This is a genomic window from Lysinibacillus sp. GW823-FHT02G10 (assembly GCF_058797135.1).
The window spans coordinates 47,031-68,420 of sequence record NZ_JBXAJI010000007.1; the positions used below are offsets into that span (position 1 = coordinate 47,031).

At 36.5% G+C, this 21,390-nt stretch carries 20 protein-coding genes; 16 read left to right on the forward strand and 4 right to left on the reverse strand.

The window, feature by feature from the left end; genetic code table 11:
* Positions 1-14 precede the first annotated feature (14 nt).
* From AC1RFD_RS18410 to AC1RFD_RS18465, 12 genes are all read left to right on the forward strand, one after another.
* Positions 15-1,514, forward strand: a complete 1,500-nt coding sequence (locus tag AC1RFD_RS18410) for a UxaA family hydrolase (RefSeq protein WP_054549719.1) — start codon at positions 15-17, stop codon at positions 1,512-1,514.
* 12 nt (positions 1,515-1,526) lie between these two features.
* Positions 1,527-2,792 (forward strand): mannitol dehydrogenase family protein, encoded by a 1,266-nt coding sequence (locus AC1RFD_RS18415; protein WP_288585533.1) that lies wholly within the window; start codon positions 1,527-1,529, stop codon positions 2,790-2,792.
* A complete protein-coding gene (locus AC1RFD_RS18420) occupies positions 2,780-3,787 on the forward strand; it encodes a zinc-binding alcohol dehydrogenase family protein (RefSeq protein WP_288585530.1) in 1,008 nt (335 codons plus the stop codon). Before AC1RFD_RS18415 ends, AC1RFD_RS18420 begins: the two co-directional genes overlap by 13 nt.
* 15 nt (positions 3,788-3,802) lie before the next feature.
* Complete coding sequence (gene allD / locus AC1RFD_RS18425) at positions 3,803-4,801, forward strand: ureidoglycolate dehydrogenase (RefSeq protein WP_492475173.1); 999 nt, start codon at positions 3,803-3,805, stop codon at positions 4,799-4,801.
* A gap of 74 nt (positions 4,802-4,875) precedes the next feature.
* Positions 4,876-5,874 carry a LacI family DNA-binding transcriptional regulator gene (locus tag AC1RFD_RS18430; protein ID WP_103118977.1) on the forward strand — a complete coding sequence of 333 codons (999 nt, stop codon included), beginning with the start codon at positions 4,876-4,878 and terminating at the stop codon, positions 5,872-5,874.
* A 142-nt stretch (positions 5,875-6,016) separates the two neighbouring features.
* Complete coding sequence (locus AC1RFD_RS18435; RefSeq protein ID WP_103118976.1) at positions 6,017-7,228, forward strand: MFS transporter; 1,212 nt, start codon at positions 6,017-6,019, stop codon at positions 7,226-7,228.
* Between the two features lie 153 nt (positions 7,229-7,381).
* Positions 7,382-7,618, forward strand: coding sequence for a small acid-soluble spore protein Tlp (locus AC1RFD_RS18440; protein WP_066037929.1), 237 nt, complete (start codon positions 7,382-7,384; stop codon positions 7,616-7,618).
* A 251-nt stretch (positions 7,619-7,869) separates the two neighbouring features.
* Complete coding sequence (locus AC1RFD_RS18445) at positions 7,870-8,403, forward strand: RNA polymerase sigma factor (protein WP_066037930.1); 534 nt, start codon at positions 7,870-7,872, stop codon at positions 8,401-8,403.
* Entirely contained in the window at positions 8,390-10,024 is a 1,635-nt protein-coding gene (locus tag AC1RFD_RS18450) for a DUF4179 domain-containing protein (RefSeq protein WP_319839731.1), read from the forward strand. Before AC1RFD_RS18445 ends, AC1RFD_RS18450 begins: the two co-directional genes overlap by 14 nt.
* Before the next feature lie 147 nt (positions 10,025-10,171).
* Entirely contained in the window at positions 10,172-10,453 is a 282-nt protein-coding gene (locus AC1RFD_RS18455; protein ID WP_048393970.1) for a transporter suffix domain-containing protein, read from the forward strand.
* Positions 10,443-10,874, forward strand: a complete 432-nt coding sequence (locus AC1RFD_RS18460; RefSeq protein ID WP_048393972.1) for a MarR family winged helix-turn-helix transcriptional regulator — start codon at positions 10,443-10,445, stop codon at positions 10,872-10,874. Before AC1RFD_RS18455 ends, AC1RFD_RS18460 begins: the two co-directional genes overlap by 11 nt.
* A 251-nt stretch (positions 10,875-11,125) precedes the next feature.
* Complete coding sequence (locus tag AC1RFD_RS18465; protein WP_259950475.1) at positions 11,126-12,406, forward strand: histidine--tRNA ligase; 1,281 nt, start codon at positions 11,126-11,128, stop codon at positions 12,404-12,406.
* Between the two features lie 62 nt (positions 12,407-12,468).
* On the opposite strand, the gene AC1RFD_RS18470 is transcribed toward AC1RFD_RS18465, so the two are convergent.
* Both AC1RFD_RS18470 and AC1RFD_RS18475 read right to left on the reverse strand, forming a co-directional pair.
* Positions 12,469-14,091 carry a hypothetical protein gene (locus AC1RFD_RS18470; RefSeq protein WP_066037933.1) on the reverse strand — a complete coding sequence of 541 codons (1,623 nt, stop codon included), beginning with the start codon at positions 14,089-14,091 and terminating at the stop codon, positions 12,469-12,471.
* Positions 14,088-14,870, reverse strand: a complete 783-nt coding sequence (locus AC1RFD_RS18475) for an ABC transporter ATP-binding protein (protein ID WP_054549707.1) — start codon at positions 14,868-14,870, stop codon at positions 14,088-14,090. Before AC1RFD_RS18475 ends, AC1RFD_RS18470 begins: the two co-directional genes overlap by 4 nt.
* A gap of 220 nt (positions 14,871-15,090) precedes the next feature.
* On the opposite strand from AC1RFD_RS18475, the gene AC1RFD_RS18480 reads away from it, so the two are divergent.
* Complete coding sequence (locus AC1RFD_RS18480; protein ID WP_155483378.1) at positions 15,091-15,240, forward strand: hypothetical protein; 150 nt, start codon at positions 15,091-15,093, stop codon at positions 15,238-15,240.
* A gap of 50 nt (positions 15,241-15,290) precedes the next feature.
* On the opposite strand, the gene AC1RFD_RS18485 is transcribed toward AC1RFD_RS18480, so the two are convergent.
* Together AC1RFD_RS18485 and AC1RFD_RS18490 are read right to left on the reverse strand one after the other, a co-directional pair.
* A complete protein-coding gene (locus AC1RFD_RS18485) occupies positions 15,291-16,502 on the reverse strand; it encodes a Zn-dependent hydrolase (RefSeq protein ID WP_054549706.1) in 1,212 nt (403 codons plus the stop codon).
* 4 nt (positions 16,503-16,506) lie between these two features.
* The gene (locus tag AC1RFD_RS18490) at positions 16,507-17,202 is read right to left on the reverse strand and encodes an L-2-amino-thiazoline-4-carboxylic acid hydrolase (RefSeq protein ID WP_048393979.1); all 696 of its coding nucleotides are present in this window, start codon (positions 17,200-17,202) and stop codon (positions 16,507-16,509) included.
* Positions 17,203-17,339: 137 nt separating this feature from the next.
* On the opposite strand from AC1RFD_RS18490, the gene AC1RFD_RS18495 reads away from it, so the two are divergent.
* The 3 genes from AC1RFD_RS18495 (at position 17,340) to pdxR (ending at position 21,378) form a co-directional block, all read left to right on the forward strand.
* Entirely contained in the window at positions 17,340-18,221 is an 882-nt protein-coding gene (locus tag AC1RFD_RS18495; protein ID WP_054549705.1) for a LysR family transcriptional regulator, read from the forward strand.
* 86 nt (positions 18,222-18,307) lie between these two features.
* Positions 18,308-19,762 (forward strand): sodium/proline symporter, encoded by a 1,455-nt coding sequence (locus tag AC1RFD_RS18500; RefSeq protein WP_492475174.1) that lies wholly within the window; start codon positions 18,308-18,310, stop codon positions 19,760-19,762.
* A gap of 176 nt (positions 19,763-19,938) precedes the next feature.
* The gene (gene pdxR / locus AC1RFD_RS18505) at positions 19,939-21,378 is read left to right on the forward strand and encodes a MocR-like pyridoxine biosynthesis transcription factor PdxR (protein ID WP_066037936.1); all 1,440 of its coding nucleotides are present in this window, start codon (positions 19,939-19,941) and stop codon (positions 21,376-21,378) included.
* The last annotated feature ends 12 nt before the right edge of the window (positions 21,379-21,390 follow it).

Sequence of the window (21,390 nt, forward strand, 5' to 3'; positions counted from 1 at the left end):
AAGGATGGATTCAAATGAACAATCAATCAGTTATTAAAATTCATCCGATGGACAATGTTGCCATAGCCTTGAGTGATCTTCCTCAAGGCTTTTTACTTCCATTGGATGGAAAGGAAATAACGTTACAGCAACAAGTACTACGTGGGCATAAGATCGCCATCAAGACTCTTTCTAAAGATGCACACATCACGAAATATGGTTTTTCAATTGGTCATGCGACAGAAGAAATCCTAGCAGGTAGCTGGGTTCATTCCCATAACATGAAAACCAATTTATCGGGTGAATTAAGCTATGAATTTAATCCAAAAACACATCCCGTAGCCGAGTCTCGTCATGCACAGCGCACGTTCAAGGGGTATCGTAGAAAAGATGGTCAGGCTGGTGTACGAAATGAAATTTGGATTATTAATACGGTTGGATGTATTAACAAAGTAGCTGAAAACTTGGCGAAGTTAGGCAACCAATTATTGAAGGCTGACAATTTTGATGGTGTACAGCATTTCGCTCATCCATATGGTTGCTCACAACTTGGTGATGATTTAACGTATACACAAAAAATCTTAGCTAATTTAATTCATCACCCTAATGCAGGGGCAGTCATTGTATTAGGGCTAGGATGTGAGAACAATTATATTGAGCTCTTTAAGAAAACAATTGGTCATTATGATGAACAACGCGTTTCCTTTTTAAATGTTCAAGAATCAGCAGATGAAATGGAAGAGGGTCAACAACTGCTTGAAAAAGCCTTTGACTATGTGACGACATTTGACAGACAAACATTACCTATTTCAGAACTGAAAATTGGTTTGAAATGTGGTGGTAGTGATGGTTTCTCTGGCATTACCGCTAATCCGATGATTGGTGTATTTTCTGACCAGTTGATCTCAGCTGGAGGTGCAACGGTGTTAACGGAAGTTCCAGAGATGTTTGGTGCTGAACAAATTTTAATGGAACGTGCAAAAGATGCCTCTGTTTTTGAGGATATTGTGCATTTAGTAAATGACTTTAAACAGTATTTTATGAAATATAATCAACCTGTCTATGAAAATCCCTCTCCAGGAAATAAAGCGGGTGGAATAACAACATTGGAAGAAAAATCACTTGGCTGTATACAAAAAGGGGGCTTTCAAGAGGTAAAAGAAGTGCTTGATTATGGCGAACGTATGACAACAAAGGGGCTACATTTACTAAACGGTCCAGGAAATGATCTTGTTTCAACAACAGCACTGGCCTCAACAGGCTGCCAAATCGTCCTTTTCTCAACTGGTAGGGGAACACCCTTTGGAGGACCTACACCAACAGTCAAAATTTCAACAAACACACCACTTTATGAACGAAAAAAAAATTGGATTGACTTTAACGCAGGGCAGTTAGTGGATGGGAAGCCGATGGATGTATTAGTCGATGAATTTATGGATTATATAGTAGCGCTAGCTTCAGGTGAAGTGCAAACGAATAATGAGAAATATGGATTCAAAGAAATCGCCATTTTTAAAGATGGCGTGACGATGTAGGAGATAAATGAAATGAAACATCCTATTAAAATTATGCAAATAGGTGATGGGAATTTTATCAGAGGCTTTTTTGACCTAGCAGTTGAAAAACTACAAGTCCCTTGCAGTATTGTTTCTGTCGCAGCAACAGCAAGAGGAAAAACAGTTAAACTGCTAGAAGAACAACAGCTGCAATTCACTGTGATGGAACGTGGGCTAAAAAACGGTGAGGTCGTAGAAGAAGAAACCACTGTTAAGATTATTCAAGATACTATTCTTCCATATGAGAACTGGCCTACATTTTTACAATACGCACAGTCTGAGACATTAGAAATGATTGTGTCTAATACAACAGAGGCAGGGATTTATTATGAAAATATTCCTTATCCTACGGCTTGTCCAACAAGCTATGCAGCAAAGTTAACCGTCTTTCTAGAACAATATTACAAACATTTTCAAGGTGAAAAACAAGTGGCAATTGTGCCTTTGGAATTAATAGAACAGAATGGCTCTACATTAAAAACAATTTGTCTACAGCATGCTAAAGACTGGAAGTTGCCTACAGCATTTAATGATTGGCTTGCTACGTTAACTTTTTGTAATACACTTGTAGACCGTATTGTAACAGGTTATCCACAGGATTATCAGGGGGAGGATGCCCTTTACACAGTTTGTGAACCGTATTTCTTATTTATAATTGACCAAAAAGAGCCATTTAAATATTGGCCAACAAGTCATGATTTCCCTTTTGTCTTTGATGATTTAGACATGTATCGAAAACGCAAAGTTGCCATTTTAAATGGTAGTCATATTTTGCTTTCAGCATTCGGCAAGATTTTTAACTATAAAACTGTAAGAGAGGCATTTTCACATGCAGGTGTCCGAGCCTTTATTGAAAAAGTAACAAACGATTTTACCCAACGCTTCCAAGTGGATGAGCACTATCAGCAAGATGTCTTTGAACGTTTTTTAAACCCATTTATTGAGCATCAGCTATATGATATTCAATTAAATGAGTTATCCAAGTGGCAAACACGTATTGCCCCTTACGCTGAAACAGAAATATACTATCAAGCTTTAGCAATAGGGATATATGCAATGAATCCAACACGCTTTTCCGTGCGTGAATCTGATCAAATTATTGAAAAACTGACTGAAATCCATAACTATTTTGAACAAGGTCAGTCAGAGCCAATGCAACAATTTATCGAACAATATTTCCAGTGTGATGCAGCAGAGGTTATTCAGCAATTATCTACAATTACTAGTTTATTGGAGGCAATAGCATGCGACAATTAATCATTAATGAACCGTTTCAAATGGTGGAACGTGAAGTAGACAAGCCTAGTATTGAAGGAAGTCATGATGTTTTATTAAAAATCACGCATATTGGTGTATGTGGAACAGACACACATGCTTTTGCAGGTGAACAACCATTCTTTAGTTATCCACGAGTGTTAGGCCACGAACTAGCTGCTATCGTGGAAGAAGTCGGTGAAGCAGTTAAGGACATCCAAGTAGGAGATCGTGCAACAGTTATTCCATACATCCATTGTGGAGAGTGTGTTGCATGTCGTCGAGGTCAAACAAACTGCTGTAAATCTTTGAAAGTATTAGGTGTACATATGGATGGTGGTATGGGCGAATATATCGTAGTTGATGACAGTATTGTAATTACTGATAATGCTGTGTCAGGTGACCAATTAGCCATTGTGGAACCATTAGCTATTGGTGCCCATGCAGTACGTCGTTCGGAACTAATAGAAAATGATACAGTACTTGTTATCGGTGCAGGGCCAATTGGATTAGGAGCAGCACGTTTTGCTAAGTTACGCGGTGCAAAAACAGTATTAATGGATTTGAACGAAGAACGTTTAAAAGAAGGACAGGCATGGTCGGAAGCGGATGGTGTGATTGTTGGTAGCCATGACATAATGGCGCAGTTACATGAAAAATTTAATGGTGAACTTCCTACAGTTGTCTTTGATGCAACAGGCAATCAACAATCAATGGAATCCTCATTTCAATACGTAGAAAATAGTGGCACATTAGTGTTTATTGGTTTAATGAAGAAAACCATTACATTTAATGATCCTGAATTTCATTCAAAGGAATTAACATTGAAGAGCAGCCGTAATGCTACGTTAGAAGATTTTGAGACGGTTATGAACTACATGCAGTCAGGAGCTATAAAGAAAGGCTATGTTACGAAGCATATTGCATTCGATGAAGCTATTTCTTACTTTGAGGCAAAACAATACAACACAAATAAAGCACAAATCTATTTTAAATAATGGGGAGGATTTTCAATGATTATTTCTGTACCAGCATTAAAAAAAATAGTAGTTCAAAAATTCACAACTGAAGGTGTTGAAGCTGAAACAGCAGCGCAAGTAGCAGATGTTTTGATTTATGCCGATTTACGTGGTGTCAGTTCTCACGGTGTTATGCGCGTGGAGCATTATATAACACGTTTAAAGGCAGGTGGAATAACGAAAAACCCTCATTTTTCAGTAGAAAAAAGAGGCACAAATCACCTTCTTTTTAAGGGGGATAATGGCTTTGGGCATGTCATTTGTAAGGAAGCTATGGATGAAACCATTAAAGTGGCTAAGGAACATGGCTCATGTACAACGATTATTCAAGAGAGTAGCCATTGTGGGGCACTCGGCTATTTTCTTGAACAAGCCACGAGTGAAAATTTAATTGCTATTATGTGCTCTCAAACGGACTCCGCAGTTGTTCCTTTTGGCGGAAAAGAGCCTTACTTTGGTACGAATCCAATTGCTTATGGTTTTCCAACCAACGATAAACCGATTATTTTGGACATGGCAACAAGCAATGTAGCGCTAGGGAAAATTCTATATGCACGTGAAAAAGGGGAGACAATTCCAAATACATGGGGAGTTGATGCACAAGGAGCACCAACTACAGACCCACACCAAGTAAAATCTTTAACACCGTTTGCAGGGCCAAAAGGATATGGTATGGCACTTGTAGTAGATGTTCTTTCTGGAATTTTAGCAAGTGCAGCTTTTGGTCCTCACATTTCAAAAATGTATGGTGATTACGAACAGAAACGTAATCTAGGACAATATTTATATGTATTAGATCCAAATATTTTTGGAGATGTAAATCAATTCAAAGCAAATATCTCGAAAATGATAAATGAATTACATGATGCGCCAACAGCACCAAATTTTGATCAGGTACTAGTGCCTGGTGAAATTGAACAGATACGTAGTTTGGAAACAATGGATAAGGGCATTGACTTACCTGAACAAGTATATAACTATTTGACTAGTTAATTTAACCAGTAAAGTATGCTATGCTACATAATACCAAGGAGAGTTTTCATATTATAGGTAGGAGATTGATTTTAGTGAAAAAAACAACAATTGCCGATGTTGCACAATATGCAAATGTTTCGAATAGTACAGTATCGCAATATTTGAATAAGCGATATGAATATATGAGTACAGAGACTCGTAAGAAAATTGAAGAGGCTATTGAAGCATTGCAATATCGTCCAAATTTAATGGCTCGTAGCTTAAAACAGAAATCTACCTTTACAATTGGTATTATTGTGGCGAATATTATCCATGACTTTTCAACAAAAATAATAAATGCATTGGAAGCAGAGTTCGATAAAGAAGGCTTTCATATGATTGTGTGTAACTCAGCGGATAACCCTAAAAAAGAGAAAAAACATATCGAAACTTTACTAGAAAAACAGGTGGATGGCTTAATCGTTTTTCCAACAGGAGAAAACAAAAATCTCTACATAAGGCTTCATCAACAAGCAATGCCAATCGTTTTTATTGACCGTTTTATTGAGGGAGTAGATATTCCTGCTGTATTGCTTGATAATTTTTCTGCCATGGATACGGCAGTGGAGACATTTCGAAAGCAACCAATAGCCATTATCACTACTTCTTTAGCCTTACCGATTACTCCTCGTGTCGAACGTTTAGAAGGATTTCGTCAAGCGCTCAGAAATAGGAATCTGTTGATCGATGAGCGCTATATAAAAAATGGTGAGCCAGCTCAGATGACAGAGATTTTTAATCAATTATTTACGTTGGAGCAACCACCAAGAGGAATCATTGCGGCAAATGATCGTATTTTCCAAGAATTAATGCTTTATATTAAAAAAAGAAACTTACATGTGCCTAATGATGTACAAGTAATTGCTGTGGATGATGTACCATATGCCAATTTTTTAACACCTTCCATTACAACATTGCAACAGCCCATTTTACCAATGGCACAGAAAGCGGCATCATTGCTCTTAGCAAAAATTAAAAAAGAACATCTAGCTGATGACCACAAACTATATCGCTTCAAACCGATATTAATCGATCGAGATTCAACTAACTAAAAAGGCAACCCAAAGCTATGAACTTAGCTAAGGGTTGCTATTTTTAGTTGCACAGCTATTCATCGATAGATATGATTATCTAAAGGAATACTTTTATGTCAAAAAAGACCAATCATTCATTTTGGTGATAGAAAGGGGACTTATGAGCATTGCTAGGAAGTATTGGCTCATTCTATTTGGCTTTGGTTTCTCGTATTTAGGAAATTGGGTGAATCTAGTTGCGCTCAATTTATTAGTTTGGCATTTAACAGAATCGCCTACTGCTATGGCAAGTATATTTATTGTAGGACCGATTGCTCGAATTTTAACAAGCTTTTTTGCAGGCTCCATCATTGATCGATCGAATAAACAAAAATTAATGATCTATAGTGATATTATTCGTGGCATATTGATTTTATTGTTACCTTTTACGTCCTCTATTTGGCTCATCTATTGTGTTTTATTTTTATCTAATATAGCAAGTAGCTTTTTTGGGCCAAGTAGTACCTATTATATTTCGAAATATATACCAGATGAAGATAAACAATCCTTTAATGCAATATTAGGAATGTTTAGCTCAGGCTCATTTTTAATTGGGCCAGCATTGGCTGGGTTTATCATTGCCATTTCCAATATTTCTATAGCGTTTTGGTTTAATGCTTTGACGTTCTTTATCTGTGCACTCTCCATTTTTAAGCTTCCCGCAGTAGAAGATCATCAGGACATGCACCGAAAACCCATTACTTGGAGGATGCTAAAAGAGGATTATGGTATTGTCTACGCCTATATAAAAAAAGAGCAAGTCTTTGCCAAAGTATTTCTTTATTTTCAAGGTGCATTGATGATTGCCTTTGCATTAGATTCACAGGAAGCTACATTTATTAAACAAAACCTTCAAGCTTCAGATAGTCTATATGGTGTCATCGTTAGTATCGCTGGAATTGGAGCTATTATTGGTGGAGCAATGGCTGCTCGCTATGCTAAAAGATTTTCAACAAGACAATATATTGTCTATGGTCTGCTTTTGACCACACTTTGCTATACATTGTTTTACTCTTCACCGAATGTGGCAATGGCGATTATTAGCTTTATAGCATTAGGAGTATGTATGTCATTTTGTAATGCGGGCTACAGCACCTTTTATCAAATAAGTGTACCGACATCAATTATGGGCCGTTTTGGTAGTGTTTCAACGATGGTCATTAATGTGCTACAGATTGTCTTTACGTTAGCCTTAGGGTTGCTATCGGAATGGCTCTCCCTACAAATGGTCTGCATTGTCTTTGGAATTGTAGCTATTTTCCTCTCCCTAGTTTTATATGTATTTATGCATTCAAAATCTGCCTATGAAGGTTTGAAGGAAGAGATTGTCTAAAAATCCTGTCAGGTGGAAACTTAATTGCTTTTAATGAAGGTAGAATTATTGGATAGATAGCGTTTAAAGGATGTTATTTTAGTAAAAGTTAGCACTCATATAATGATAAAATCATTCCAAAATAACCTTATGTCATAATTTGAGGAGGTTAACATGGCTAATTCAAGACATCGAAAACCAGATGATCGCTCCAATAATGTTGAACGCATTCGTGATATTGTTAAAAATACTGAGGAGAAAGTGCAGGAAGCAGAAATTAGTATGGAATTTGCAGATCCTCTAGAAAGTAACAGGCTAAAGGAAAAAAATAAGCGACGTAAACAGTCAATTGAAGCTTTAAAAGATGAAATGAAAGATGAAATGACAGCACGAAAAAAAGGTGAAGTTTAAAATTAGTTTCTAGAAGAATCAAATGTGATTCATGATATTGCCTTCGCTCACCATTTCCCAATAGCCAAAAACAGATGGATTAGATGTTCCATAACGGACCTCTATTGCCATCTGTTTTTTTGTACATTAACTGGATCTTTTTACATAAACACTAAATTAAAAAAGTACGTATATGAATTTCTTAAAAAAATGAACCTTTTCAAGTAGTCATTTGTTTATAACGTAGAACCATCAGAAAGGAGTGCCTTGGATTGACAGAACGTGAATTATTCGATTCATACAACAAAGATGTTTACCGTACCTGTTATTATATGCTACGGAATGCCCAAGATGCGGAAGATCTCTGCCATGATGTATTTGTCACCGTCTTTCGTCAGGATTGGAGAAGTGTAGAGCATACACGTGCTTGGATTTTACGGATTGCGATGAATCAATGTTTAAATTTGCTTAAAAGAAAGCAGGCTCAGTTAAAAAAAGTGAGTCAGGTACAGTTGCTACAGGAGCAAACTACGGCATCAGTTAAATCTGTAGACACCATTGTACTGGAGAAGGCAGCTGAGGAGGAGTGGGAGGCACTACTCAGACAGTTACCAGAAAAGTTAATGGCTGTTGTCACCCTCCGCTACATTGGTGAGCTATCATTAGTGGAAATTGCGGAAACCCTAAAGATTCCAGTGGGAACAGTGAAATCGAGACTCCATAAGGCATTGAAAATCATGCGCAAAAAACTAGAAAAAAATCAAAATTTATGGTTGAAGGGAGAGAATCAATTTGGAACGCATTGAAAAGAAATTGAAAAAAGAGATGAACGCAGACCATAACATGAAGTATCCTGACTTTGAACAAATGTGGAATGGTATCCAGCAGGATGAATTAAAAATGGTAAATGAACCGATCGAACTTCTACCTCGAAAAAGGAAGAGATTTGTTTTGGTCGCAGGATTAGCTGTTGCTCTAATGGCTACACCTGTCTATGCAGCACTGAACTATGATTGGTCAACTATTCTATCTTATAGAGCTGGTATTCAGTCGGCATTAGACCAGGGCTTAGGGCAGACGATTGAGAAATCCGTTACGAAGGATGGGTTTACGTTGACCGTACATACGGCGTTTATCGATGATAACAGAACCTTTCTTTTGTATAGTTTGAAACCTGATGCCTCTTGGGATGGAGAGGATATAGGTTTTGAACATACCGGGCTTAAAGATTCAAAGGGTAACTTTATTGAAGGGAATTATACACATTCTTGGAATGAGGAGCTTGGTACCTTTCAGGGTTATTTTGAAACGGATTGGGTTGCTGAAGGACAGATGACAGACGTGGAGCTTATGATGGAGAATATTCAATTCATCAGCGATAAAAAATATTCTATCGACTATAATCCAAATGACTTAACTACGCAAGTGTTCCCTATTCAAAAGGACGGAGTTGACACAGTGTCTATTCAATCTTTTGCACAAGATGAGGGTAAAATATTGCTTAAAACGGCAGTTACACTTACAGATTTAAAAGTCCGAAATACAGGGATATTCATTGAGGCGATTAATAATACGAATCATTCAATTGAAACAGGGAAAAAATCTTTCATGGGAAGACAGGGAGCAAAAGGAGAATATTTTAGTCAGCAACTATTCGAGTCTGAAGCTTTACAAGAAGAGGGAACTAAATTCCAAATTTCTTATAACCGTATACTAGAAACAAAAGAAAGTACTTGGAATATGCAACTAAATCTCTCTAAAACACAACTGGAAAATACGTCATTTAAGCAAGTATTAGATATTCCAATTGATAATGTGCCTGGTGGCACTAAAATTCATGAAATGACGGTTACACCGACCCAAGTTCGATTAGTTCTTACTCAAGAAAAATACGAAACTTTCCCTTATATGGATTATCAACTGGATGTAGGTGGAACCTTATTGACTGGATATATTTCGGGTAAAGTTGGAAATCCTAATAAAACAGAGCTGCGCTTTGAAATAGCTGGACTAAATGCAGCTTCTTTGGAAAATCAACCTTTAACTTTCGTTGCTAAGAACCGTGTTGAAGGTTTATACGGAGACGATAATTCAATCCAATTAACGAACATATCAGCAAAGCCTCAAAGTGTAACATCTAATATAGCAGGGTACCCAATTTCATGGACGTATTATATGAAGGACAATAACCTTTATGTGGAATCATTAAGCCCTGATCCAGGGTTTGCTGGAGTCAATCAAACCTATTATTTAGAGGATAAAGAAAAAATCTATGGGACGCCTGAATTTATGGGCATTCTTGAAAATAATAAAAGAATGGATGTTTATGAGAATTTTGACAAGGAGGAGCTAGAAATTCTCATTTATAAATATTTAACTAACAAGCCAAATGATGAGCTACGTATACCCCTTACATTTGGAAAATAACTAAATTAGTAACCCCATCTATTTGACTCTCACTATTCAAATAGATGGGGATTTTTGTTCTAAAGATTAAAAAGCTTTACATAAAAAGAAATGTATCATATAGTTTAGTTAACTTAAATAAATTAATTATTGTACAGGAGAAGATACATGACCTCTAACGAAAAAACACAAAAATCTTTTGCTTATAAGCTTGGACTAGGCATTATTATCTTTTCACTTTCTTTATGGTTAATCCCAATTATTACACCTTTCACACCGATACCTACAAAAGTAAAGGCAGGGATTATACCAGGAAGTATTATTATGGCTGAAATCTTATTTTGGCTTGGTGCTTTACTTGTTGGAAAAGAAGTAGCCAACAAATTTAAAAGCTATCTAAATCCTAAAAAATGGCGAGAAAAAGGTGACACTCAAAAAAATGAAGAATAACCAGGTAGCAGAGCAAATAAATCAAACCATTGAAGATATTTGGATCATGCTTGAGAAAATGGAAAGGGCTTATACTAATTTCTCCTTAAATAATCAGCAATATGTTCTTTTAACATTAGTGATGCGTCATCCATCCTGCTCGCCTTCAGAACTAGCAGATAAAATGGCTATTACAAAAAGTGCAGTGAGTCAGCAATTAACCAAGCTTGAACAGGATGGCTATATAATGAAAAGGCAGCATGAGGAGGATAAGCGTGCCTTTTCTGTCGAATTAGGCGAGAAGGGTCTATTATATAAACAGGAAGTCGAAGCCTTTAATCAACAGATTACAGAAAAGTACCATGCTCACTTAACAACTGAAGAGTTAGCTGAAATGTTAGCTACTCTAGAAAAAATGAAAAAAATACTGTGTGAATTTTAGAAAAAATTTGACATTCTATTGGGTGTGTCTTATAGTAACCCTTAATATAAAAGGGGGAATAAACATGGTCATTACTCTTGTCCAATCATTCACAACAAAACATCATCATCATCACTAGTCTTGCTATCCTTATTAACTTATTAATATTGAATAGGAAGACTATTTCTCATGTAATCGTATAAATAAAGCTGATTTGAAGCTTTATCGCTATACGGTTTTTTTATTGCTCAAAAAATGAGGAGGAGATTATGATGAAAAAAATGGACTATCAGAATGTTCGAGGAACACAAGATTATTTACCAGAGCAAGAGGCTACTCGTCGTGTGATACGACGTACGTTAGAAGATACATTTATAGCCTATGGCTGCAAGCCGTTAGAAACACCTATTCTTAACTATACAGAGTTGATGGCTTCTAAATATGCTGGTGGTGCTGAGATTTTAGAGGAGATGTATACATTAACAGATCGAGGTGAGCGAGATTTAGCGTTACGCTATGATTTAACAATTCCATTTGCAAAAGTTGTAGCGATGAATCCAGCGATTGCTATGCCATTTAAACGATATGAGATTGGCAAAGTGTTTCGAGATGGCCCCATCAAGGCTGGTCGTTTTCGCGAATTTACACAATGTGATGTAGATATTGTTGGGGTAGAATCACAGGCTGCTGAGGCGGAGCTAATGATGATGGCGATAGATGCCTTTGATCAGCTTAAACTTAAAATTAATCTCCAATATAATAATCGCAAGCTTTTAGTTGGTTTACTGCAATTATTTGAGGTTGAACAGGAACAAATGAATCGAGTTATTTTAACATTAGATAAGATTGAAAAAATAGACGAGAAAACAATGCTCGCAGAATTGAAGGCATTGGGGTTATCAGATAATAGTATTCATAAAATAAAGCACTTTTTAGATGAACGTCCACAAATAAGTATGGCGTATTTTGAAGGATTCGCGACTGAGAATGTCTTTTTACAACAAGGTTTACAGGAATTAATGGAACTAACTTCTTATTTAGAGGCACTTGAAATAAGTGACCAATGTATTTTCAATCCATTTTTAGCGAGGGGACTTGAAATTTACACAGGAACAATTTATGAAATTTTTTTAGCAGATGGAACAATTCGCTCAAGTATTGGTAGTGGGGGACGCTATGACAATGCTATTGGTGGCCTTTTAGAGACAAATCAAACCTATGCTACTGTTGGTATTTCATTTGGTTTAGATGTCATCTATACAGCACTAGAGCTTTCGGGAAAAATAGAGCAAAACGCTCCTAGCGTGGATATTTATATTATTCCTCTGGGAACAGAAAAAGAGGCACTAAAGCTAGCAACTGCATTACGGCGAGAAAAATATAAGATAGAAGTTGAGCTAAGTGGGAAAAAAGTGAAAAAGGCGATGGAAAAAGCCAATCGTGAAAACACACCAAAGGTTATTGTATTAGGAGATAACGAGGTCAATCAAAATATGTATAAAATAAAAGATATGAAAAGCGGTGAGGAAGAAATCGTTGCATTTATCTTTTAAACACCATAGCATGAAAAAAACGGCTGATCCCACTCTATTATAGGATTTGAGCCGTTTTTTGGTTATTTTTTCGATTTAAAAACCAGTTTCCATATCAAGATGTTGATGAAGAAAAGCACAATGAAATATATAGTAGAGCCGTATGTTATCTGACTAGCTATTATATAGTGCAGCCCTACAAGTAAACCTAAAGGGAGCAATAACAAAAGAATCTTCCAGCCTTGCGCATCATTAACTTCATCATAGGGTTTGGTAAAGGGTAATTTGTTTGTCATCATGACGAAACAAAGGATGGTATATAACCAACTTGTTACCAAAACAGCTAGTAAATCAGGGATAATTCGAATACCATAAATATAGCTAAAGACTATACTTAGTACTAAAAATAACGGAGTATACAATTTAATTAAAAATGCCTTTAAGCTACCTTTTTGTAAATCTGTATAATCTTTAAGCGGTAGCGTTTTATAAATCCATGCAGCCTTATATTTAGCAGAGTGACCAAGCATAAGGACAGCGGATGGTATAATCATCATACTAAAATAGATATTTAAATAGCTCATACTACTAGCATAATCGACTTCTTCCCCTCTGCTAAAAGTAAACATGAAAATAAAGGGAATAATAAATGAAAAGCCTAAAGATGGGTAGACCTTTAGCTTAAACTCTCGCTCTTGCTTCATCATCAGAGCTGCGAAGCGATAGAAAGCTCGTTCCTCGTGTGTTCTACACACAATGGTTAATAAAAACGACTTTAGTCGATTGTTCTTTTCCTTTTTAGACTTACTTGTACTTAGCAGTTTTTGGAGATTGCGTTCAAAGGTTGGTATGAGTTTAATATAGATCCAAATCGAAATAATAGGTACAATCACTGCTAAGATGGTATAAATGACTGTCAATAAGGATGTATCACCATGCAGTATGAGTTCATAAGGGGCAGCGAACCACATCGGTATTAAGAAGAGGTTCCACCAATGAAACGATACTACCATATCTAAATTGACGAATTCAAAGGATCGAATAAGAACTTGGTAGCCAATCATCAGCATTAGAGATAAAGCGATTTGTACATAATTAATCATATCCTTCAGCTTTTCACCATCGAAGAAGCGTAAAATGGCAATATATAAAATGGCTGTGATGGCAACTATAAATAAATTCATTAATAGAATCTCAAGACCTGTTAAAATAAAAAACACAATACCTTGAGTAAAAAGGCTGACTATTAGAGGGATGGCTGTTAGGGCCAATGTTAAATAGGATAAATAAATAAAAATATGCATAAATTTTGCTGCATTAATTGTTTTAGCTGAAATAGGCTTAGTTGAAAGTATGCTTTTATCTCGTACATCTAAAAGCACAGAAGAAAAGTCAGAAATCAATGAAGTCATAATCAAAAAGATGATCATTGCAAAGGCGATACTCATCTGAAATAGAAAATTTTGACCAAATCCCATAAGCGGGATGAGTATAAGCCCGAATAACATATAAATCCATAGAGACTTAATGTAGCCATACTTTTGATTGTCTTTCTTTTTGTTTTGATTGAATAGGGTAGGTACTTTCCGTTCATCCATTGTTAATTTTATATGGAGGATTTTTCTCATCATGTCATAATCAATGCCCATTTTTATAAAAAGCCATCGGAACTTATCAAGCAATCGTAGCGTTTTGAAATCTGTCATAATTGTCCCCCACGAACGACGGACACAAATTTTTCTCCGATTTCCTGATGTTCATGAAATCCTGTTAACTGGTTAAAAATTCTTTCTAATGTTCCTTCAGTATTATCTGCTTGTAATTGGGCAAATGTTCCGTCCGCTGCAATTTTTCCATCATACAGCAAAATGATGCGGCTACTGATTTTTTCAACGACATCCATAATGTGTGATGAGTAAAATATAGTCTTTCCATTGGCAGCTAGTTGCGTTAAGATTTCTTTAAAAATCATGACACTGTTTGCGTCTAGGCCATTGATTGGTTCATCTAAAAATAGCAGGTCTGGATTATGTATAAGGCTTGCAATAATTAGTAGTTTTTGACGCATGCCTTTAGAATAGGAAGAAATTCTAGAATGGTATGCTTCACCAACTCCAAACAGTTCCATTAGTGATTTGGATTTGTCAGCCGCCTCCTCTAGCTCTAATCCATATAGCTGGCCGATGAAGGTTAAATACTCATAGCCTGTTAAGTTATCATAAACATCAGCGATTTCAGGGACGTAACCAATTCGCCGTTTATAATCAATTTGGTCTTGTCCTATGCTTTTCCCAAAGAGCTTAATTTCGCCACCAAAATCACCTTCTAGCCCTAGAATAAGTTTTACAGTTGTACTTTTACCCGCGCCATTGGGGCCGATATAACCGATGATTTCACCTCTAGCTGCGTGAAGGTCAATCCCTTTCAAAATTTCCTTGTTTCCATAACTCTTCGTTAAATTCGTAATTGTTAAAATCTCTTCCATTTTATAGCCCCTTTCAATTATTTTGGAAAATTAACCATAATTACACTATATCATATTAAAAGAGATAATATTCCTTATGCTAAAATGAAACCAGTTCAATCAAAAATAGAGAGATTTTCTTATATAAAGGGAAATTTAAAAACGAAATAGATTTATTATTTTAAGGTAAATACGCTTTATTTATAGTTGGCTTATTTCAAAAAAGTGAGGTGAATGACACATGAAAAAAATTGAAGTGGTATTGTCTGACTATAATCCAAATTGGGCTATCTTTTTCAATATAATTCGCCCAACATATACCCTGAAAAAAGAGCCTTTCATTCAAAAGGTGATTACTCAAGCTAAAAATGAAGGTTATGGAAAAAATTAAAAAAGCCATTCTAAAAAAAATTAGAGAATGGCTTTCTTCTATATAGTAGTCTATTTAGCAAGTTCAACAACTGTATCATAAAAAATATTAGTTGCTACAATAATATCCTCATCTGAACTGTATTCTAAAGGATTGTGACTAATACCATCCTTTGAACGGACGAATAGCATCCCAATCGGGGCAATTTCAGCTATATTCATTGCATCATGCCCAGCACCACTTATGAGAGAATAAGGACGTATACCTTGCTTTTCAATACTTGTAGTAAGTTGCTGTTGTAGTAAGGCATCGGTTTTTGCAGGCTTAATGCGCTGTAATACTTTAGAAGCCAATGAGACATGTCTTCGTTCAGCAATTTGTTGAAGCTGTTGCATTATTTCTTGCTCTAATGCACTTACTTTATTTTCGTCAATATCACGAAGATCAATCGAGAACGTAACTTTACCTGGTATAACGTTTGTCCCATTTGGGGAGACCGTTAGCTTACCAACCGTTGCAACGGAATCTGTTGTATTGGTTAATAGTTGCTCAATAGCTAAAATCATTTCACTTGCTGCAGTTAGAGCATCCTGACGAATCGGCATAGGGGTTGCACCAGCATGTTCACTGACACCCGTTACGGTTACCTCTAACCATAATGGGGCTGCAATACCTGTGACAACACCGACTGGTAGGTCTTCATTTTCTAACACTTTTCCTTGCTCGATATGCATTTCTAAATAAGCTTTTATGTCATTACGATGCACTTGTGTTAAAGGATAAGGTGATAAATGGAAATCTTTCATGGCTTCTTCGATGGAAATGCCAGCTTCATCTGTATGCTGTAATTGCTCCTCTGTTAAAAGACCAGCCATTGCACTACTGCCAAGGAGCCCAAAGCCAAATCTTGTTCCTTCCTCATCCTTAAAAGCGACAACTTGAATTTTTTTAGAGGGTATCAACTGTTGCTCATGCATAGTATGTACCACTTCAATAGCTGCTAGCACCCCTAATGCTCCATCATATTTGCCACCCTCTGGTACTGTATCGATGTGAGAACCTAGCATAATGGTTTCATTTCCTTCACCATATGTACCAATAAGGTTTCCAACTGCATCGATTGTGACATTCATACCTGCTTGTTCCATATAAGTTGTAACTAACTCAATTGCCTGCTTTTCTTCTGGTGTGAACGAGAAGCGGTTAATGCCACCTGTCTTTTCATTACGACCAATTTGACTTAAGTCTTGAAGATGCTGTACGAGCCTAACTCCGTTAATCATGACATCACTCTTTCATTTGGAATTGGAAGTGGCACTGTCCTTCACGTAAAACAAATTGATCATGTACCACCTCTAGGCTTTTATTGTACCCTTTAGCAATAGAGGGGTCGATGACTTTACAATACAAAATTCCATATTTACCCATATCATCATCTGCCCATTGTTGACCTAATGGGCAGTGAGTAAACGTTTGTTCAACCTCATTTTCCTTATAAACTGTATCGATTTCAAACAAATCACTGCGACCCATATCATAGTTAGTTAAATAATGCTCCACGGAATTTTCTAGACCGTTTGTGCGAGCACGTTGAGCAATACCTTGGCCTCGCTTATGACCAAAACGTTCTACTGCCCGCATAATCACTTGTTCACCAGCTTCTCCATATTCATCTACAACTGGCTTGGCAATCTGTGCAAACATTTTAGAAAATCGAGCAAACGGTGTTAAATCAGCAAACTTCTCTTCACCTACAACGATTTGGGGTAAGTATTCAAAGAAAGTATGATTTTCCCCTTCTGCTGTTGCTTTTTTCGCCATGGCTTCAGCATCCTTTAAACCAAACGCCTCTAAGCCTTTTTGTACTAATCTCCGACCATGCTCTCCGTACTGCTCTGTAATGGAGAGATGTAATTCTGTAAACATTTTTGCGGTAATTATGTCCATAGATAAAGCCTTCATCATTAATCTTTCCTCTGCCATTTTATAAGCCCCCTCATCAACAAATCATATTGATTTACTTGGATTTTATTTTTATTATAGAGGTGGCAAATAATTTAAATCAAATGAATATTTACACAATCAACTATGAAAAAAAATCATAAAAGGAGCAGAATAGCATGGCTACATTAGCACAATATATTGCTTTCCATACACTTATCGATACAGGAAATTTTACAGAAACAGGCTTAAAGCTCAATCTCACACAGTCTTCAATCAGTCATACGATTAGTAATTTAGAGGCAGAATTAGGGCTTTCTCTAATTATTCGAAACCGCAATAATATTGTTTTAACGAGTGAGGGGAAAATTGTTTACGAACACATCTCAAAAATATTGCAGCAACAACAGCAGCTTGAAACCTCTGTAGCAAATTTAAAAAATCTCATTGGGGGGACGTTATCGGTTGGTATTCTACCAAGTGTTTCTCTGGTCTTATTACCAAAGGTTTTAGCGTATTTCGAACAGCATCATCCAGACCTACAAATACGTTTGATGGAGGGAGATTATGATCAAATCGAAGAATGGCTTCATAATGGCGTTGTCGATATCGGTTTTTTAGTGCAACCAAATTCTAAACATCTTGTATTCGATGCGATTTTTAATGATGAGCTTGTTTGCATTATGGCACAGGAGCATCCATTGGCGAAGGAAGAGATGCTCTCTCTAGAGCAATTGCAGGATGAACGCTGGATTATGCCTAAACGTACGATTGATCGAGATGTATCAAGGATCTTAGCTAAACATAAAATCCATCCCAATGTAGTCTATGAATTATCAGTTGACCAAGTCATTTTGACAATGGTCAATGAAAATTTAGGCATTTCTGTTGTGCCGAATTCGCTTTTACTACATGCACCAAGTAACCTGATTAGAAAAAAATTTTATCAAGCATATATTAGACAGGTTGGAATTGCACACAAACACAGTATTCATCTTTCTCCAGGAGCTTTAAAGTTTGTAGAAATATCGAAATACTTTGCCTCCTTTTTACAAAATTAGTTATTGACAATTAAAAAAACCCGAACTATTATCTGATAAAACCAATTGGGATTGTTTAGATTAATCAGATGGAGGACTTTGGGTATATGCATACAATTGTTTATGTTGAAATATTTATCTATTTACTCGCTATGCTAGGAGTAGGGATATACTTCAGTAAAAAAGATTTATCACATAATGATTACTTTCTAGGGGGAAATAAACTACCGGGCTGGGCGTTAGCCTTTTCTGAACGTGCAACGGGTGAATCCGCCTATATGTTTTTAGGGGCAATTGGCTTTATTTATGTGGCTGGGCTGTCAGGCATTTGGATTTTATCTGGCATGCTTTTAGGGGTTGTTGCATCATGGCTATTTTTATCAAAGCGCTTTATGACAGAGCAACAAAAATATAAGGTGAATAGCCTAACAGATTATATTGCTGTTAAATTTCCAAAGCACGCAGATATAATTCGTTGGTTAGCTTCTGCAGTAATGGTGTTATTCTTTGTTTGCTATTTAGCAGCTCAATTTTCCGGGATGGGTAAAACGATTTATTCATTCTCAGGACTCAACATCACTTGGGGAACAATTATTATTGGAGCAATAATAGTTGCCTATTCATGTATGGGAGGATTTATGTCCGTTGTTTGGACAGATACAATCCAAAGTTTTTTAATGCTGATCTCGTTTGTTATTGTACCAATTGCAGCTTATATGGAAATTCAACATCAAGGTTTAAGCATTTCAACAGAGCTAGCTCAAATGGGCAATGGTGCGGATAGTTGGGTTGGAGGCTTAAATGGACTTGCCTTAGGGGCGATGCTATTTACAAATCTATCCTGGTTCTTTGGCTGGCTTGGGGGGCAACCTCAATTGAGCTCTCGCTTTATGGCTATTACGACTGAAAAAGAGCGAATTACTGGCCGTAATATGGCGATTATTTGGACATTAATTGTCTATGTGGGTGCCTTTTTATCTGCGATTTTCGCGTCCACTTTGTATAAGCAAGGTTCTATTGAAGATCCTGAAATGATATTGCCACATATGGTATTTGAAATTTTACCACCTTGGGTTGCAGGAATTATTGTGGCTGGTATTTTAGCAGCTATTATGTCAACGGCTTCGTCTCAATTGTTAGTCATCACAACATCGATAAGTGAGGATATAATTCATAAAACATTACGTTGGAATATTTCTAGCAAAAAATTAGTTCACCTTTCGCGTCTAGTGGCTGTTATTAGTGGGATTGTGGGTATTATCATTTCACTCAAATCAGGTTCTGTAATTTATAGCTTAGTATCCTTTGCATGGGCAGGGATTGGCAATACATTTTCGGTTGTGATCCTTTTAATCTTTTTCTGGAAACGTGTTTCAGGCATTGGGGTTATTGCTACAATTATTGTCGGTTTTATTAGTGCGATTGTATGGTCCCTGTCACCTATGGAGGCTGTAGTGTCAGCCAAGGCAGCGACATTCTTTATTTGCTTAATTGTTGGAGTTGTGGTGTCTTTAGTATGTCCTGATAAAAAGGAAAACGGTCTGAATGATATTTTAAAATAATAATAAAACTCCTTTTTTGCTGATATATTTCTCAAAAGAGGAGTTTTCTTTTTATGCTTATGACCATATTGAAATATGATAGAAAGAAGAGCAACCACTCTAACAGGAAATTACATAATGTGTGGACCTTTTTGGTTATCAGGGTTTATGCAAAAATGAAGCAAGGGGGTTAGGAAGTGTTTAGTGATTTTAAGCTTATGGATGAACGGCCAGTTTATGTACAATTGAAGGATTATGTTCAAGACATGATTGTCAAGGGGCATCTGTTGGAACATCAAAAGCTTCCATCTACCCGTGAACTTAGTAAGTTATTAGCGGTCAGTAGAAACACGGTGCTGAACGCATATGCCGAATTAGAGCTAGATGGCATCATCTATGCAGTGAAAGGAAAAGGGCATTTTATCGGAAAGGTTACTACATTGAAAACTTCTTCTATTGAAATAGATTGGAAACAAAGGCTGAATGAAACAACTTTGTTAGCTGATGAAATTGATTTAATACGACAAGATATACACTGGAAAAAAGGCATGATTTCATTTACTAGTATAGCTCCAGAAGAAAAGCTTTTTGATGTTGAAAATTTCAAAAGGGCATTTCTCATAAGGATGTCCATTGAAGGAGATATTGTCTTAAACTATGGCTATGCCAAGGGCTATAAGCCCTTAATTGACCACCTTCTTAGCTATATGGAGATGAAAGGTGTGGACATTTCTAATAAAGATATTTTAATTACAAATGGTTTTACAGAAGGTCTAGATATTTTATTGTCCTCTTTAGCTAAAAAATCAGGGCGTGTACTATGTGAAAATCCTACACATCATGCAGCATTGAAGCTTTTCCGTTTGCATGGGTTAGACGTACATGGCATCGATATGCAAGATGACGGGATTGACATGGAACAGGTGGAAAAAACATTAGCAGATAAGGACTTTGATTTTGCCTATCTTATCCCGTCCTATCATAATCCAACAGGAATTGTCACTTCCTCCGAGAAAAGGAGTGCTATTTTTCAGCTTTTTTCCAAATATCAAATACCCATTATAGAAGATGGTTTTAATGAGGAATTAAGGTATTCAAGCTCACATTTGGCACCACTAATCGCTTTTAGCGGTATAGGTAATAACATTGTCTATATTGGTAGCTTTTCTAAAATTCTTTTCCCAGGCTTACGTGTTGGCTGGATTTTAGCAGATAGGGAGTTAATTGATAGCTTGGAAAGTATGAAAAGAGCTCGAACAATTCATACATCAACACTGGATCAGGCAGTGTTATATCAATATTTACAGGATGGTTACTTTGAAAAATATTTAAAGAAAGCAAGATTTGTTTACAAGAAAAAATATGAGCTTGCCCGTCAAGCTTGTATCCAATACATTCCCTATAGCAGGATAACAGGGGATGGGGGGCTTCACCTTTTTATAGAACTAAAAGAGGACGTAGATGCACGATTGTTGCTTGAGAAATGCTATGACAAGGGCGTTGTATTTTATCCAGGTGATGTATTTTATACAAATGGAAGAGGTAGTAATACATTTCGTTTAGGTTTTTCCCGTTTAGCAGATGACGATATTGTTCGAGGTATTCAAATTATTGGTGATACATTGAAAACGTTATGAGGAGTTGAAAAA